The organism is Paraburkholderia jirisanensis (assembly GCF_054782355.1).
Map to the genome: position 1 here is coordinate 87729 of NZ_BAAGSQ010000025.1, position 16436 is coordinate 104164.

12 protein-coding genes and 1 pseudogene are annotated in these 16436 nt (G+C 65.8%); 7 read left to right on the plus strand and 6 right to left on the minus strand.

What is annotated here, in order from left to right; translation table 11 throughout:
- Positions 1-25 precede the first annotated feature (25 nt).
- The 4 genes from ACYVNQ_RS12325 to ACYVNQ_RS12340 are packed head-to-tail and all read left to right on the plus strand — an operon-like array spanning position 26 to position 4008.
- The gene (locus ACYVNQ_RS12325; RefSeq protein WP_460903565.1) at positions 26-859 is read left to right on the plus strand and encodes a carbohydrate ABC transporter permease; all 834 of its coding nucleotides are present in this window, start codon (positions 26-28) and stop codon (positions 857-859) included.
- Positions 860-918: 59 nt separating this feature from the next.
- Positions 919-1806, plus strand: a complete 888-nt coding sequence (locus ACYVNQ_RS12330; RefSeq protein ID WP_460903566.1) for a carbohydrate ABC transporter permease — start codon at positions 919-921, stop codon at positions 1804-1806.
- A gap of 44 nt (positions 1807-1850) precedes the next feature.
- Positions 1851-2948 carry an ABC transporter ATP-binding protein gene (locus ACYVNQ_RS12335; RefSeq protein WP_460902781.1) on the plus strand — a complete coding sequence of 366 codons (1098 nt, stop codon included), beginning with the start codon at positions 1851-1853 and terminating at the stop codon, positions 2946-2948.
- A gap of 34 nt (positions 2949-2982) precedes the next feature.
- Positions 2983-4008: a LacI family DNA-binding transcriptional regulator gene (locus ACYVNQ_RS12340; RefSeq protein WP_460902782.1), complete on the plus strand. Its 1026-nt coding sequence runs from the start codon at positions 2983-2985 to the stop codon at positions 4006-4008.
- Here ACYVNQ_RS12340 and ACYVNQ_RS12345 read toward each other — a convergent pair.
- Positions 3998-5653, minus strand: a complete 1656-nt coding sequence (locus ACYVNQ_RS12345) for an AMP-binding protein (protein WP_460902783.1) — start codon at positions 5651-5653, stop codon at positions 3998-4000. The two genes, ACYVNQ_RS12340 and ACYVNQ_RS12345, sit on opposite strands and share 11 nt — an antisense overlap.
- 311 nt (positions 5654-5964) lie before the next feature.
- Positions 5965-7800, minus strand: coding sequence for an FAD-dependent monooxygenase (locus ACYVNQ_RS12350; RefSeq protein WP_460902784.1), 1836 nt, complete (start codon positions 7798-7800; stop codon positions 5965-5967).
- Positions 7801-8348: 548 nt separating this feature from the next.
- Between ACYVNQ_RS12350 and ACYVNQ_RS12355 the strand changes: the two genes are divergently transcribed.
- Entirely contained in the window at positions 8349-9737 is a 1389-nt protein-coding gene (locus ACYVNQ_RS12355) for an FAD-binding oxidoreductase (RefSeq protein WP_460902785.1), read from the plus strand.
- Positions 9738-9967: 230 nt separating this feature from the next.
- On the opposite strand, the gene ACYVNQ_RS12360 is transcribed toward ACYVNQ_RS12355, so the two are convergent.
- On the minus strand, positions 9968-11386 hold the full coding sequence (locus ACYVNQ_RS12360; protein ID WP_460902786.1) for an MFS transporter: 1419 nt from the start codon (positions 11384-11386) through the stop codon (positions 9968-9970).
- Between the two features lie 736 nt (positions 11387-12122).
- A pseudogene (locus ACYVNQ_RS12365) lies at positions 12123-12773 on the minus strand (LysR substrate-binding domain-containing protein); the annotation flags it as partial.
- A gap of 448 nt (positions 12774-13221) precedes the next feature.
- Between ACYVNQ_RS12365 and ACYVNQ_RS12370 the strand changes: the two are divergent.
- The gene (locus ACYVNQ_RS12370; protein ID WP_460902787.1) at positions 13222-14265 is read left to right on the plus strand and encodes an alpha/beta fold hydrolase; all 1044 of its coding nucleotides are present in this window, start codon (positions 13222-13224) and stop codon (positions 14263-14265) included.
- 140 nt (positions 14266-14405) lie between these two features.
- The gene (locus ACYVNQ_RS12375; RefSeq protein WP_460902788.1) at positions 14406-14930 is read left to right on the plus strand and encodes a cytochrome P460 family protein; all 525 of its coding nucleotides are present in this window, start codon (positions 14406-14408) and stop codon (positions 14928-14930) included.
- A 90-nt stretch (positions 14931-15020) separates the two neighbouring features.
- Here ACYVNQ_RS12375 and ACYVNQ_RS12380 read toward each other — a convergent pair whose 3' ends face one another.
- Together ACYVNQ_RS12380 and ACYVNQ_RS12385 are read right to left on the minus strand one after the other, a co-directional pair.
- Entirely contained in the window at positions 15021-15569 is a 549-nt protein-coding gene (locus tag ACYVNQ_RS12380; RefSeq protein ID WP_460902789.1) for a VirK family protein, read from the minus strand.
- A 151-nt stretch (positions 15570-15720) separates the two neighbouring features.
- Positions 15721-16401: a GntR family transcriptional regulator gene (locus tag ACYVNQ_RS12385; protein WP_460902790.1), complete on the minus strand. Its 681-nt coding sequence runs from the start codon at positions 16399-16401 to the stop codon at positions 15721-15723.
- Positions 16402-16436 lie beyond the last annotated feature (35 nt).

Genomic DNA, 16436 nt, shown 5'->3' on the forward strand with positions numbered 1-16436 from the left:
CGCCGCGTGGGTCGCGTTGTTGCCGATGCTGCTGACCGTCGTGTTCGCGTATCTCGGCACGATGCTGTGGACCGCGCGCGTATCGCTCAGCAACTCGCACACCTTTCCATCGAGCGACTTCGCGGGCTTCACGCAATACGTGCGGCTATTCCATAACGACCGCTGGCTGGTGTCGCTGCAGCACATTGTGCTGTACGGTGCGTGCTTTATCGTCGCGTGCCTCGTGATCGGCATGCTGCTCGCGATCTTTATCGATCAGCGCGTGGCGGGCGAGGGCGTGCTGCGCACGGTGTTCCTGTATCCGTACGCGATGTCGTTCGTCGCGACCGGGCTGGTGTGGCAGTGGATCCTCAATCCGGAGCTCGGCGCGCAGGCGCTGCTGCACCGGATCGGCTTCACGCATGCGCGTGTCGACTGGATCGTCGATCAGGATTCGGTGGTCTACACGATCGTGATCGCCACCGTGTGGCAAGCGTCCGGCCTCGTGATGGCGCTTCTGCTCGCCGGCCTGCGCGGCATCGACGACGAATTGTGGAAAGCCGCGCGTCTGGACGGCATTCCGCGCTGGCGGGTCTACGTGAGCATCGTGATCCCGATGCTCGGGCCATCGATCTCGACCGCGTTCGTGCTGCTGTTCGTGATGGTCGTGAAGCTGTACGACGCGGTGGTCGCGATGACGCAGGGCGGCCCGGGCACCGCGAGCGAAGTACCGGCGAAATTCATCATGGACTACCTGTTCGGCCGCGCGAATATCGGTCTGGCATCGGCGGCATCGGTGGTGATGCTGATGACGGTGCTGGCGATCCTCGCGCCGTTTTTCTACGCGCGCAGTCGCAGCGCTGTGCGAAAGGATGTCTGATGAGCACGCTCGGCGCTTCATCCTCTGAGCAATCCGCGCAACCGGCGCAACCCACGCCGATGCCGCCACGCCGCGGCGGCGCGCCACGCCGGCGCACGCGCTTCTCGCCGGCGCGCGCCGGCGTGTACGGCTTTCTGCTGATCGCCGCGCTGTTCTTCCTGCTGCCGCTGTACGTGATGCTGGTCACGTCGGTCAAGCCGATGACCGAGATCCGTCTCGGCAATCTGCTCGCATGGCCCGCGCAGGCCACCTTGCGGCCGTGGGTCGATGCATGGCAGGCCGCGTGCACCGGGCTCGACTGCAACGGCATTCGCGTCGGCTTCTGGAACTCGGTGCGCATCGTGGTGCCGAGCACCGTGCTGTCGATCGCGGTGGGCGCGGTGAACGGCTATGCGCTATCGTTCTGGCGGCCGCGCGGCGCGGGCCTGCTGTTCGGCGTGCTGCTGCTCGGCGCGTTCATCCCGTACCAGGTGATGATCTACCCGATGGTGCGCGTGCTGGCGAGCGTGCATCTGTTCAGCTCGCTGCCGGGCATCGTCGCGATCCACGCGATCTTCGGCATGCCGGTGATGACGCTGCTGTTCCGCAACTACTACGCCGGCATCCCGGTCGAGCTGTTCAAGGCCGCGCGCATCGACGGCGGCGGCTTCTGGCGCATCTTCCTGCAACTGATGTTGCCGATGTCGCTGCCGATCATCGTGGTCGCGACCATCATGCAGGTCACCAACATCTGGAACGACTACCTGCTCGGCCTCGTGTTTGCCGGCACGCAGAACCTGCCGATGACGGTGCAGCTGAACAACATCATCAACACGACTACCGGCGAGCGCCTGTACAACGTGAACATGGCGGCGACCATTCTCACTTCGCTGGTGCCGCTCGCGGTGTACTTCGTGTCGGGCCGCTGGTTCGTGCGCGGCATCGCGCAGGGCGCGGTAAAAGGCTGACCGCAAAACAACGCAAGGCAATCACGCAGCGCAGGAGACAACGTTTGGCTACCGTACCGAATCTCACCAACGTCGCCGTGCGCGACCTCAGAATCGAGCTGGGTTCGAACACCGTGATCGACGCGCTCGATCTCGACGTGCACGGCGGCGAATTCGTCGTGCTGCTCGGGCCGTCGGGCTGCGGCAAGTCGACCCTGCTGCACAGCATCGCCGGGCTGATCGACGTGGCCGGCGGCAGCATCGAGATCGGCGGCGAGGACATGACGTGGGCCGACCCGAAAGATCGCGGCGTCGCGCTGGTGTTCCAGTCGTACGCGCTTTACCCGACCATGAGCGTGGAGCGCAACCTGTCGTTTGCGCTGCGCATCAACGGCACGCCGAAGGCGGAGATCGAGCGGCGCGTGGCGCGCGCCGCCGACATGCTGCAGCTCGGCCCGCTGCTCAAGCGCAAGCCGGCGCAACTGTCGGGCGGCCAGCGGCAGCGCGTCGCGATCGGCCGCGCGATCGTGCGCGAGGCCGACGTGTTCCTGTTCGACGAACCGCTATCGAATCTCGACGCAAAGCTGCGCACCGAACTGCGCCGCGAACTGAAACAGCTGCACCAGCGCCTCGGCGCGACGATGATCTACGTGACGCACGACCAGGTCGAAGCGATGACGCTCGCCACCCGCATGGCGGTGATGAAAAGCGGCGTGATCCAGCAGTTCGGCACGCCGGCGGAAGTCTATGCGCGGCCGGAAAACCTGTTCGTCGCGACCTTCCTCGGCTCGCCGGCGATGAACCTGCTGCGCGGCACACTGGCGCGGCAAGGCGACAGCGTGCGGTTTCACGCGCCGCATATCGAACTCGACGTGTCGCGCTACCCGTTTCGCGCCGTGCCGGCCGCGGGCGAGCCCTGCGTGCTCGGTGTGCGGCCCGAGGATGTGCACCTGCGGCCGGGCAGCGACGCAGCGCAGCGAGCCAAAGTGGAACTGGTTGAGCCGATGGGCAACCACCGGGTAATCTGGCTCGATTATCATGACGCGCAGATCGCATCGATCGATCAGCATAAAACGCCGGTTGCGGTGGGCGACTCGGTGGCGTTCGCGATCGACGATGCGCATATTTCGCTGTTCGGCGAGGCAAGCGGCACCCGCCTCTGACCGGCACGCTCACGAAGGCACGGGAGGCGGCACAGTGGCAACCCTGAAAGACGTCGCAGAACGCGCGGGTGTAGGGCTATCGACAGCGTCGCGCGCGCTGTCCGGCAAAGGCCCGGTCTCGGCCGAAGCGGCTGCGCGGGTGCAGGCGGCGATCGCGGAGCTGAACTTCCGCCCATCGTCGATCGGCCGCGCGATGGCCACGCAGTCGCTCGGCATCATCGGCCTGTTCGTGCCGACCTTCTTCGGCTCCTACTACGGCACGATCCTGAAAGAAACCGATACGCAGCTGCGCGCGGTGCATCGTCACGTGGTGGTGGCGACCGGCTGCGGCGAGTCGTCGCCGCGCGAGCAGGCAATGGAGGCGGTGCGCTTTCTGATCGGCCGCGACTGCGACGGCGTGGTGGTGATCAGCCACGATCTGTACGACGAAGACCTGCATGCGCTGCATCAGCTGCATCCGCGCATCGTGTTCCTGAACCGCGCGTTCGATGCGCTGCCCGACGCGTCGTTCTGCGCCGATCACCGGCGCGGCGGCGAGCTGGCCGCGGCCACGCTGATCGAGCATGGGCACCGGCAGATCGCGGTGGTGTCCGGGCCGTTCAGCGCGTCGGACAATATCGCGCGTCTCGACGGTTTTTTCGACGAACTGGCGCGTCACGGCATCGGCCGCGAAACCGTGACGCTAGTCGAATCGGACTTTTCGCCGGAAGGCGGCTACGAGGCAGCGCAGACGCTGCTCGATATGAAGCGGCCATTCACCGGCATCTTCTGTGCGAACGACACGATGGCAATCAGCGTGCTGGCGCGCTTCCAGCAGCAGGGCATTTCGGTGCCGCGCGACGTGTCGGTGATCGGCTACGACGACGACTACGCATCCGCTTATGCGGCGCCCGCGTTGACCTCGGTACATATTCCAACCGCTGAACTGACCCGCAATGCGGTGCGCTGGCTGATCAATCACTGCTACCGCACGTCGTGGGACATCGAACGGGCGTTTCCGGTGTCGGTGACGATGCGCGCATCGGTCGGGCCGGCGCCGGCGCGGGCGATCAACGGGTAGCGCTTTCGCTTTCGCCTGCGCCTTCGGTTGTGCCTTTGTCTTCGCTTGCGAACTGCTCGCGCAGCACGTACTTCTGGATCTTGCCCGACGGCGTTTGCGGCAAGTGCTCGACGAAACGCCAGTGGCGCGGCGTCTTGTACGGCGCCAGATGCGCGCGGCAATGCGCGAACAGCGCCGCTTCATCGGGCCGCGCGCCGGCGGCCGGGCGAATGTAGGCGACCACCACTTCACCCCAGTGCGCGTCGGGCACGCCGATTACCGCGGCGTCCGCGACCCCTGGATGGGTGACCAGCACATCCTCGATTTCGCGCGGATAGATGTTCTCGCCACCACGGATGATCATGTCCTTGAGCCGGCCGCACACGCGCAGATAGCCGTGCACGTCGAGGCTGCCGAGATCGCCGGTGTGCAGCCAGCCTTCCGTGTCGAGGGTGCGCGCGCTGGCGTCGGCGTTATCGAAATAGCCGTGCATCACCGCGTAGCTGCGCGCGTAGATCTCGCCGACCGTATCGAGCGGCACAGTCGCGCCGCTCAGCGGGTCGACGATCTTCACTTCGGTATTCGGCAGCGGCCGGCCAACTGTCATCGCACGTGTTTCGAACGGTTCGCCGGCACGCGTATGGGTGATGTACGGGCAGTGCTCGGTGAGGCCGAAACCGATCGTCACGCGGGCCGGCGTCAACTGCTCGATGCGCCGCGCGAGTGCTTCCGGCACCGGCGCGCCGCCGAGCGCGGCGAGGCGCCACGCGGACAGGTTGCGCATGGCAAGGCCCGGCTGTTCGAGCAACGCGACGGCCATGGTCGGCACCAATAGCGTCAGCGAGCCGCGCTCGGCTTCGATCAGGTCCAGCATCAGCGGCGCGTCGAAGCCGGGCAGCAGCACGTGCGTGCCGCCGGTCTGCAGCGCGCCCAACGTGACGAGGCCACAACCGGCAGTGTGAAACAGCGGCAGCGGGTTGATCCAGACGTCGCCTTCGCGCGCGCCGCTCGCTTCGGCGTAAAAGCGCGCATTGTTGACCAGCCCGCGGTGCCGCAGCATCGCGCCCTTCGGAAAGCCGGTGGTGCCCGACGTGTACTGGATCTGCGCGACCGCATCGGGCGCGACTTCCGGGAGTCTGGCTGGCAGGTTTTCTTCGTCGGCGGCGAATGGCAGTGCGTCGAACGGCACGATCTCGCGCAGTTGCGGCAGGTCGTGGCGCACGGCTTCGATGATGGCGAGCATGTCGCGCTCGCGATAGCGGCGCGGCGCGAAGCAGGCAGCTGCCTTCGACTGCCTGAGCACGTAGGCGAGTTCGGCCGCCTGAAACGCCGGGTTCACGGTGACCAGCACCAGCCCGGCGAGTGCCGCGCCGAGTTCGAGCAGTAGCCATTCAGGGCTGTTGTTGCCCCACACGGCGATGTGCTCGCCGGGCTGCAGGCGCCGCAGCAGCCCGTGCGCGAGACGTTCGGCCGCATCCAGCAGGTCGGCGTAGGCCCACGAGCGGCGCGCGTGGCGCGCGGCAATACCCTCAACCAGCGCAATCCGGCCGGGATAACTGCGTGCCGCGGCGCGCAGCGCATCGCCGACCGTGCGCTCGAGAACTGGCCGCGAGGTGTCGGCAAGCCAGTGGGAGCGGGGCGGCGCGGTGCCGGCGGAAGCGAGCATGGGAAGGTCCTTGCGTCTCGTGGGTTTGGTTGCGCGTGGCACGCAACGCGGTCTTGCAGAGGAGAACGCACGGGGGCTTCGATTATTCCTGTGCTGGCGGTGGCGCTGGTGTTGGCGTTGGCACTAGCACGGGACTAGCACGGGGCTGATACTGGACTTGCACATGCACATGCACATGCACATGCACATGCACATGCACATGCACTGGCACTGGCACTGGCACTGGCACTGGCATCGGCATCGGCATCGGCATCGGCATCCGCAGGCGATAGCCGTCGCCGTTCATGCATGCGATGCCGCGTACCGTGTTGCTATTCGATCAGCGCTGCCTGGCGCATCCAGTTTCTCAGCGCGGCCTCCGTGCAGCCCTTGCTGCGCCAGCCGATATGCCCATCGGGCCGTATCACCCACACTGTGCCGCCCGGCGCGCGAAACGCTGCGGCGAATTCGCGCGCACTATCGGTGAACACGGGGATGCGTTCATCACGCGGCAATCCGCTGTCAGGCGAGGCGATGATGAGTGCGTCGGCCGCGCTGCCTAGCACAGCGGCAAGCGTGCGAAAGCCGTCGATGCAAGCCTCGAGCTGCGCGGCGGGTGTAGTGGCGTTCGCTGCGATGCCGCTGTCCGGGTTGCCATTCAAGGCATCGCTGCTCATCGCATCGTCATCCGTCGCATCGTGAGGCGCCGCGTCGCCGTGCAGCGCGTCGGCACGCGCCATATTGCCGCTCGCTGCTTTGCCGCCGATCGCATCGACGCGCACCGCATCGACGCCGATCGAGTCGCCACCCGTCGCGTCGCCACCCGTCGCGTCGCCACCCGTCGCATCGACATAGCCAAGCAGCGTATGCCGCCCGCGCCCCACTCGCTGCTGAAGCCGCGTCGCATGCCCGACGAACGGTTGCGTGAGCCCATCGACGTCCGGCACGCGGTCGCCCGGCGCGGGCAGCGCAGCGTCGAACTGCGGGCAGGCGTCGGCCACCAGCGGGCTGTCGCGATAGCCGACCAGCAATTGCGTTTCGCGCATGCCCGGCAGCGCAGCGCGTTGCGCGAGCACGGCGTTCATCGCGCGGGTCGTCGCCTCGACGACATCGAGTCCGACCGGCCGCCGCTCCGCCGAGTAGCTGTCGACCAGCGCAGGCTGTGCGAGCCCGCGCGCCGCGAGCGACAGTTTCCACGCCAGATTGTGCGCATCCTGCAGCCCGGTGTTCATCCCCTGGCCACCGACTGGCGGATGGATATGCGCCGCGTCGCCTGCGATCAGCACGCGGCCGCGGCCATAGGAAGGCGCGATCCGATGGCTGACCCGATACACCGACGACCAGCGCAGCGACGACAGCTGCGTGTCTGGCGGCAGCACCGGCAGCATCATCGCGTTGAGCTGCTCGAAATCCGGCGCACCGGCCGCGAGCAACTGCGCCGCGAGTTCTTCCGCCTCGACGATCACCGACAGCCGGTAGCGCCGCACCGAGCCGCGCACCGGCACCGCGGCGAGCGACGACACCGCGCGTGCGCTGCCGGACCAGCTGAAGCGATACATCGGACCACGCGGCAAGCGCCAGTCGACGTCGAGATCGGCGAGCGCGAAGGTCTGCGCATAACGGCCGCCTTCATAAGGCAGATCGAGTTGCGTGCGCACCGTGCTGCGCGCGCCGTCGCACCCGACCAGCCAGCGGCAGCGCATCTCGCGCAGTGCACCATCCGCGCCGCGCAGGCGGGCGAGCACATGGTCGGACTGCTCGCTGAAGCCCTCGAGCACAGTGCCGTATTCGACGTGCCCGCCGTGCTGCCCGAGCGCGCCTTCGAGCAGCCGCTCGGTTTCGAATTGCGCGAGCGACAGCGCGCCGTACGGCAGGCCGCTTTCGTGCAAGCCGCTTTCCTGCAGGCTCATTGCGTCGGCGGGCGCACCGTCTTGCCAGCTCTCTACGCCGGTGACCCACACGCCCGCATCGATTGCCGCATCGGCCAGCCCGAGGGTGTCGAAGATTTCGAGCGTGCGGGCGGTTACGCCGAGCGCCTTGCAGAAGAACGTGCGCTCGGCCATCTGGTCGACCAGATGCACGGCGATGCCGTCGCGGCGCAGTTCGGCGGCAAGCAGCAAGCCGACCGGCCCCGCGCCGGCAATCAGCACATCGGTGGAATCTTTCATGATCCGGTGGCCTCCGTGTGTGGTGTTTTTCCTTGCGTGGAGCGAAGCGGCGGCAGCCCAATGGCGCGTAGCGCGACGCGACGCATCGTCGGCGCGTGCCAGCTTGCACGATGATAGGCGAAGGGGATGCGCTGCACCAATCCGTCGGGGCGTCTCGTGGCCGATGTCGCCGACGTGGCGGATGTTTAGGAACGCTTGTGTATTTGCCGCGTGGCATGCGGCGCGGCACGGTGCGGCATTGCCTTGCATCGAGAGTCTTGCACTTCAGTGTTTGCTCAGTGTCTGCTCAGTTTCTGTTCAGTGTCTGCTGGAGATGCCCTGTGCGCCCGCACGGCGCTGCGCACGGCCCATCTTACGTGTAGCTTGCGCGAACGGAATAAAGCGCTCATTCGGGTGTTGTGCTGGTATCGCCGCGGCGGCATTGGCGACATCGGCGGCTGCGCGGTGGCCGCGGCAGCAACGGCAGCAATTGGCCGCAGCAGCTGCAACGGCAGACCGTACGGGCGGGCGCCCGGTTCTCTTCGCACAACCCTTCCAGGAACGCAACAATGAACACGGCAACACTGAAGCATCGCGACGGCCAGCCCGTCGACCAGGCGGTCATCGACACTTTCCGGCGCGAATTCGAAGGGCAGGTGCTGATGGCCGGCGACGACGCTTACGACACCGCGCGCCGCATCTGGAACGCGAGCATCGACAAGCATCCCGGCATGATCGCGCGCTGCGCGAACCGCCACGACGTGGCGCGCGCGGTGAAGTTCGCGCGCGCGCACAACGTGCTCGCGTCGGTGCGCAGCGGCGGCCACAACGTCGGCGGCCGCGCGCTGTGCGACGACGGCATCGTGATAGACCTGTCGGCGATGAACCGCGTGAGCGTCGAAGTCGAAGCGCGCAAGGTCCACGTGCAAGGCGGCGCGCTGCTCGACGACCTCGACCGCGCCACGCATCCGCATGGCCTCGCCGTGCCGGCCGGGGTCGTGCCGAAGACCGGCATCGCGGGGCTCACGCTGGGCGGCGGCGTCGGCTGGCTGGTGCGCAAGTACGGCATGAGCATCGACAACCTGCTGGGCTGCGAAGTCGTGACGGCGCAAGGCGATATCGTCACCGCGGACGCCGGCACCAACCCCGATCTGTTCTGGGCGCTGCGTGGCGGCGGCGGCAACTTCGGCATCGTCACGGCGTTCACGTTTCGCGCGCAGCCGGTCAAGACCGTGCTCGGCGGGCTGATCCTGTGGCCGCGCAGCGAAGCGGGCGCGCTGCTGCGCATGTACCGCGATTTCATTCCGGGCGCGCCGGAAGAACTGACTGCGTACGCAGGCATGGTCAGTACGCCGGATGGTGTTCCGGTCGCGGGGCTGCTCGTGTGCTGGTGCGGCGATATCGCGGAGGGCGAGCGCGTGCTCGAGCCGCTACGCAAGTTCGGCACGCCGGTGCTCGACGCGATCGAACCGATGCCGTTTCCGGCGATGCAGGCCATCGTCGGCAATTCGTTTCCGGACAACATGCAGAACTACTGGAAATCGACCTTTCTGAAGGCGCTTTCCGATGACGCAATCGATACGCTGGTGGCGCAGGCCGAGCTGATGAAATCGCCGCTGTCCGGGCTGCTGGTCGAATACTACGGTGGCGCGGCGTCGCGCGTCGGGCACGCGGATACCGCATTCGCGCAGCGCAGTGGGCTGTACAACGTCGGCATCACCGGGCAGTGGCCCGATCCGGCGGAAAACGACCAGCATATCGGCTGGGTGCGTGGCACGTTCGATGCGCTGCAGCCTCACTCGAACGGCGACTATCTGCTGAACTTCAGCAGCGAGGAAGTGCTGGACCGCACCAAGGCCGCGTTCGGCGACAACTACACGCGGCTCGCACAGGTGAAGGCGAAATACGATCCGACGAATTTCTTCTCGATCAATCAGAACATCAAGCCTGCTGCCTGATGGGGCGGTCACGGCATACGGCGCGCGCCGTATGCCGTGCGGTGTGGAGTAGGGCTGGGTCAGTGTGGTTTTGCTGCTGCATGATTGCCGTGCAGTAGCGGCACGCCGGCGGGGCCTCGTATTGCACGCGGCGCTTGCAGCATGCGGTGTTTGCTATACGTGGCGCCTGCAGTACGCAGCGTTTGCTGCATGTGTCGATGCGTCGTGCGGGCGCCCGTCGCGTGTTTTCGTCACACACGGGCCGCTGACGAGGCGATGCGGGCATCGCTCGCCACGGTATCGTCGATCGGGAAGTGCAGCAGCGCGGCAACGAGGCTGGCGATGGCCGTCGCGCCCCACACCAGCGAATACGAGCCGGTCACGTCGAATACATAGCCGCCGAGCCACGCGCCGAGGAACGAGCCGAGCTGGTGACTCAGAAAGCACACGCCGAATAGCGTGCCCAGATGACGGGTGCCGAATACCTTTGCGACCAGCCCGCTGGTCAGCGGTACGGTGCCGAGCCACGTGAGCCCCATCACGGCGGCGAACAACACGACCGATAAGGTCGATTTCGGTAGCACGAAGAACGCCGCGATCGCCGCACCGCGGATCAGATACAGCCAGCCGAGCACGAATTGCTGGCGAAACCGCCCGCCGAGCCAGCCGCAGGCCCAGCTGCCCACCATATTGAACAGGCCGATCAATGCGAGTGCCGTGGCGCCCAGACCGAGCGGCATGTGGCACAGAAACAGGTATCCCGGCAGATGCGTTGCGATGAACGCGAGCTGGAAGCCGCAGGTGAAAAAGCCGAGGGTCAGCAGGCGATAGCCGCGGTGGTGCGCAGCTTGCGAGAGCGCATCGCGCAGCGATGGCGATGATGATGCTGCCGTCGTTGTCGCCGCCGTGGGTGTCGTTGCTGCCGACACGTTGCCTCGCGCGGCCAGCGCCGCATCTGCACCCGCACCCGCACCCGCACCCGCACCCGCACCCGCACCCGCACCCGCACCCGCACCCGCACCCGCACCCGCACCTGCACCCGCACCCGCACCCGCACCCGCGCCACCGCGTCGATCCAGAACGATGCCCAGCGGCGCGGCGGCGAGCATCACGAACGCCAGCACGATCAGCGAAGTCGCGACACCGCCATGTTCGCGCACCACTTGCGCGAGCGGCACCATCAGTACCTGGCCGAGCGAGCCCCCGGCGCTGGCGATGCCCATCGCGAGGCTGCGCTGCTCGGCGGTTGCGACGCGGCCGACGGCGCTCAGCACCACGCCGAAGCTGGTGCAGCTGATGCCGATGCCGACCAGCACCCCGAGCCCAAGCACCAGCGTCCAGCTCGACCATGCATAGGCCGCGAGCGCCAGACCTGCCGCGAAGGTCGCAGCGCCGAACGCAACCACCGGTGCGGCGCCGTGCCGGTCGGCGGCGGCGCCCGCGAACGGCTGTGCGAAACCCCACACGAGGTTGTGCAGTGCGATGGCGAATGCGATCTGCGTGACCGGCATGCCTCGATCGAACGAGAATGGGCCGATGAACAGGCCAAAGGTCTGCCGTATACCCATCGCGGCGCTCATGATCAGCCCGGCCGCGACGATGACCCATAACGTCTGGTTGCGTGCAAACCGGGTTGCGGCGGGCGAGCCGCCGCGCTGTGCTGTCGACATGGTTGTGCGTCCTCCTGACTGCTCATGGTGGCAGTGCCGGGGAGCGGCGACAAAGGAAAAGTTTTTGACGACGGGTGAAAGAATTTCACCCGTCCAACTGCAGCGAGCGGCCGGGGTGGCGGTTGTGGACTTCGCCGCGGCCGCGCCTTCAACGGGCCGCGGCCGGCGCTTTCGACGCTACCGCGGGCAGCGCAAGCGCTGCATCGCCGGTGGCCTGCGCAACGGGTTCGATGGTCGCGGCCTCGGCAAGCAGCCACTGCCTGAACGCCAGCAGATCGGGCCGCTGGTCGGCGCCTGGTGCGCTGATCAGCCAGTACACGGATTCTGCCTGCAATACCTTGTCGCTTGCTTCTACCAGCGTGCGCGCGCTCAACTCGGCGGCTGTCATCGGCAGACGGGCGAGTGCGACGCCGAGGCCGTTCACGGCCGCTTCGAGCGCAAGCGCTATGGTATCGAAGCGCAGGCCGCCGGACGCGTCGAGGGTGTCGTCGCCGGTGCTGTTGCCGTTGCCGTTGCCGTTGTCGTTGTCGTTGTCGTTGTCGTTGTCGTTGTCGTTGTCGTTGTCGTTGTCGTTGTCGTTGTCGTTGTCGTTGTCGGTGTCGGTGTCGGTGTCGGTGTCGGTGTCGTTGTCGTTGTCGGTGTCGGTGTCGGTGTCGGTGTCGGTGCTGTTGCCGGTGCCGGTGCCGGTGCCGGTGCCGGTGCCGGTGCCAGTGCCAGTGCCAGTGCCAGTGCCAGTGCCAGTGCCAGCGTCAGCGTCAGCGCCAGTGCCATCGATCCACGCCTGCCAGTCCGTGCTGGCGGTATCGACATGAATCAGTGTGGCGCGGCGCAGATCGGTGCGCCCTTGTGCGTCGCGCAGCGTCTCGAGATAAGCGGGGCTGCACACCGGCACGAGACGCTCGCCGAACAGCCGCTCGCAGGTCGCGCCCGGCGGCGGTCCGCGCATCAGGCGCAGCGCGAAATCGAAACCGTCGAGTGGAAACGCCACCTGGCGTCGCGAGGTGTCGAGCCGCACGCTGACATTCGGCCAGTGCTCGCGAAACTGCGCGAGACGCGGCACCAGCCAGCGCGACGCGAGCGTCGGCGCGCAGCTCACCGCGATCGTACGGTTTGCGCGCCGGTCCGGCAGGCGCTGCGTGCCGATCGCAATCAGCTCGAACGCTTCGGCGATATACGGCAGATACAGCGCGCCTGCGGCGGTCAGCGAAAGCTTGCGCGTCTCGCGTACGAACAGTTCGACGCCGAGCGTCCGCTCGAGACCAACGATGCCATGGCTGACCGCACTCGGCGTGACGTTCAGTTCCTGCGCGGCGAGCTTGAAGCTTTGATGCCGGGCGGCGGCTTCGAAAAAGCGCAGTGAAGAAAGCGGCGGTAGACGAAGCGGCATGACGCGATCCTTGATCGATGGCTGCGTGCCGCGTGAGGCACGTCAGGCTTCAAAGATATCAAATGATCGAGGCTCGCTCGTTTCGAGGCCTGTGACGAGCGCCAGGTCTCCGTGAAAAATCCCAATTATTGACAAGCCGACCAAAAATTCGTCGCATGGGGAAAATCGATGCATCGAATGATCACGTTATTCGTGCAAGGCTTAAAAAAACTCTTGATTAGCAAACGCAGATATCAAATCGATGTGGCAACATCGATCGCTATGGACTGCTGCATCATAAAAAGAGCGCAATAAGAAAAGCCGGTGAGTTCGGCACGTGCGCGCTAGCGTCGCGTAGAAATCGATTCGCCTAACGAAGCTTTGCTTCTTTGTTTATTCGCTTCCCTGATTTTCGCCAACAGGTCACACCATACTGGAATCGATTTTTTCAACGCAAGGAGGAAGTTGCATGCCACGTCCCGTGAACACCCAGCGGCGCCGTCTGCTCGGTACCGCGCTAGCCGGTGTCAGCCTGATGGAGCTGGGATTGAGCGGAGTTGCGCACGCCCAGTCGGGCCATGCCACCCACAGCGCCAAAGCCGCGAAGCTCGACGCGGCGTTCAACGACATCAAACAGATCGACGCCGGCGCGCTCAACATCGGTTATGTCGATGCGGGCCCGCAGAATGGCCCGGTGGTGATCCTGCTGCACGGCTGGCCGTATGACATCTACAGCTTCGCCGAAGTCACGCCGCATCTGACGGCGGCCGGCTATCGCGTGATCGTGCCGTATCTGCGCGGTTACGGTTCGACGCGCTTCCTGTCGGCCGATACGCCGCGCAACGGCCAGCAAGTGGCGACCGCGGTCGATGCGGTGGCGTTGATGGACGCGCTGAAGATCGATCAGGCAGTGCTCGGCGGCTACGACTGGGGCGGCCGCACAGCCGACTCGATCGCGGCGCTGTGGCCCGAACGCTGCAAGGCACTGGTCTCCGTGAGCGGCTATCTGATCGGCAGCCAGGCGGCGAACAAAAAGCCGCTGCCGCCGAAGGCCGAACTGCAGTGGTGGTATCAGTACTATTTCTCGACCGAGCGCGGCGCACTCGGCTACGCTGAAAACCGCGATGCATTCAACAAGCTGATCTGGCAACTGGCATCACCGAAATGGAAGTTCGACGATGCGACCTACGCGCGCACAGCCGCATCGTTCCAGAACCCGGATCATGTGGCGGTGGTGATCAGCAACTATCGCTGGCGCCTCGGGCTCGCGCAGGGCGAAGCGAAATACGACGAACTCGAAACGCGTCTGGCCGCGGGGCCGACCATCGGTGTACCGACCATCACGATGGAAGGCGATGCGAACGGCGCACCGCATCCCGAGCCCGCTGCATACGCGAAGAAGTTCACCGGCAAGTACCGGCATATCAATGTGGGCGGCGGTATCGGCCACAACCTGCCGCAGGAAGCGCCGAAGGCGTTCGCCGACGCGATTCTCGCCGTCACGCATCTGTGATGCGGCGCGCGGCGGACGGCCGCGCGCTTGAACCCCCGTCGAGCTGCTTACGGGGTTTCCGCGATCGCGGAAGCCCCGGCGCATGCGCGCCGGTACGACGCGAATTCTTCGGCAAGGAATCAGCCAGGGAGGAATAGCTGATGCAACGAACCACTACCGTGTGCGCGACGCTTGCAGTCGCGCTTCTATGGTCGGCTGCGCAATCCAACGCGTATGCGGACGAGCCCAAAGCGAACACCGCGAATCCGAATGCATCGCCGATCTACGGTGTGACGATTGCGCCAGGGTATCGGAAGTGGGAGGTGATCGCCCCATCTCAGGAGGCGCCGCCACTGGATGAACTGCGCGTCGTGCTAGGCAATCCACAGGCGATCAAGGCGATCGAGAAAAGCACGCTGCCATATCCGGACGGCACGATTCTCGTGAAGCTCGCGTACAAGCGCAAGCAGTCGGCGGATTTTCCGGCTGCCACCGTGCCGGGCCAGCCGACCACCGTGCAGGTGATGGTGAAGGATTCGCGTCGCTATGCCGCGACCGGCGGCTGGGGATTCGGACGCTTTATCGACGGCAAGCCGGTCGACGAGGCGCAACACAAGACCTGCTTTGCATGCCACGAGGCGCGCGTGAAAAGCCGCGATTATGTGTTCACGCGCTTTGCGCCCTGAGTTGTTCTTCGAGCATGCATCGGCATGCCGTGCGGCGCTTCGCGGCTGCGCGCAGCGTTGGCAGCATGCGCGTGAAACTCCGCCCGAACCTTAGCGCGAAGAAACGGCGATAAAGCGGACGCCCTGGTTGATCGCGCAACGATATTCGCCGCGTGGCGTCGCCGTAGCGGCGCTATCCGCAGCGAGCGCGACAATCACCGTTACGCTCTGATCCGGTGCGACACGATAGCGCACGTAGTTGGTCGACGGGTGGTTTTGCGCGTCGAGCGTGCGATGCGCGTCGATAAACACGATGACGCGGTCTGGGCCAACGAAGTACGAATCGATGCGCACGCCGCCGCGCACGTTGGGGCCATGGTCGCCTTCTTTGGACGTGCAGCGACTGAGATCGACTTGCACACTGATCGCATTGCCTTGTGCAAGCGCCTGGTCGAGTGCCGCGTAGTCGGCCAGCGTGTTGGCCTCGGGTGCTGCCTGCGCTGCGCCGCTTAAACCCGCCAGCGCCGCGCACAAGGCGAGGCCGGCAAGTTTCCGGCCTGCGGCGAACGCACTCTGAAATTCGCTTTGGAAAATGCGCGTACAGCGCACGTCGGTGGGCTGCGCGTCGAGGTGGCGTTGCAATACTGGGCGGTTCTTCATGAATATTTCGCACTGAGGCACGTAATCGGGGCAGCGCTATTGAAGCGCACCACGTCGGCCATCGAGTTCGGAATCGGAAGCGGCGGCATCCCGTGCGAAGTATTTGTGCGCAAGATGCGCCGATCCGCACGAACATGCGGATGTCTGTCGCTCACGCAGCGTTCGACGCCTGCTCAGCCGCGGCCGCCGCCCAATGCCCAACGCAGCGCACCACAGCTGCCCGCGTATTGCCGAGATGCTCACGCGTTTGCGCATACACCGCCGGTTCGTCGCGTGTGCGATACGCAGCGAGCAGTGCCGCATGCTCATCGTTATTGCTGGCCATGATGTCCTGCTGCACGTGCATCGCAAGCGCGACGTACGGCCGCGCGACGCCCGACAGCGCGCTGACCATCGAGAACAGCCGCGTGTGCGCTTCGCACGCAACCAGATGCTCGTGAAAGGTCACATTGAGCACGGCCCACGCTTCCGGCGAGGCAGTCGCGCTCATCGTGCGATGGCAGGCCTGTGCGGCGTCGAGTTGCGACGCCGTCGCATGCCTGCAGGCTTTCTGCGCGAGCATCGGCTCGAGCACCATACGCAGTTCGTAGATCTCGTCGACATCACCGGCGGTGAGCCCACGCGTGACGACGCCCTTATTCGGATCGATCGACACCAACCCTTCGCCACGCAGATCGCGAAACGCCTCGCGCACCGGTGTCGTGCTCACATTGAGCCGCGTGGCCACTTCCTCCTGGCGCAGCCGCGTGTTCGCCGGATAAAGACCGCTCAGGATTTCCGCGCGCAACGTGCTGAGCACGTATTGCTGTGCGGTCTGGAAGTGTCTGGCCAAGGGCGCGCCTCTGCTATGCGGATGAACGGGATCGT

Bases quoted from the DNA above. Each gene is read 5' to 3' on its own strand.
- ACYVNQ_RS12325 (WP_460903565.1), top strand. From the start codon at position 26: ATGCTGCTGACCGTCGTGTTCGCGTATCTCGGCACGATGCTGTGGACC.
- ACYVNQ_RS12330 (WP_460903566.1), top strand. From the start codon at position 919: ATGCCGCCACGCCGCGGCGGCGCGCCACGCCGGCGCACGCGCTTCTCG.
- ACYVNQ_RS12345 (WP_460902783.1), bottom strand. From the start codon at position 5,653: ATGCTCGCTTCCGCCGGCACCGCGCCGCCCCGCTCCCACTGGCTTGCC.
- ACYVNQ_RS12350 (WP_460902784.1), bottom strand. From the start codon at position 7,800: ATGAAAGATTCCACCGATGTGCTGATTGCCGGCGCGGGGCCGGTCGGC.
- ACYVNQ_RS12355 (WP_460902785.1), top strand. From the start codon at position 8,349: ATGAACACGGCAACACTGAAGCATCGCGACGGCCAGCCCGTCGACCAG.
- ACYVNQ_RS12360 (WP_460902786.1), bottom strand. From the start codon at position 11,386: ATGTCGACAGCACAGCGCGGCGGCTCGCCCGCCGCAACCCGGTTTGCA.
- ACYVNQ_RS12370 (WP_460902787.1), top strand. From the start codon at position 13,222: ATGCCACGTCCCGTGAACACCCAGCGGCGCCGTCTGCTCGGTACCGCG.
- ACYVNQ_RS12375 (WP_460902788.1), top strand. From the start codon at position 14,406: ATGCAACGAACCACTACCGTGTGCGCGACGCTTGCAGTCGCGCTTCTA.
- ACYVNQ_RS12380 (WP_460902789.1), bottom strand. From the start codon at position 15,569: ATGAAGAACCGCCCAGTATTGCAACGCCACCTCGACGCGCAGCCCACC.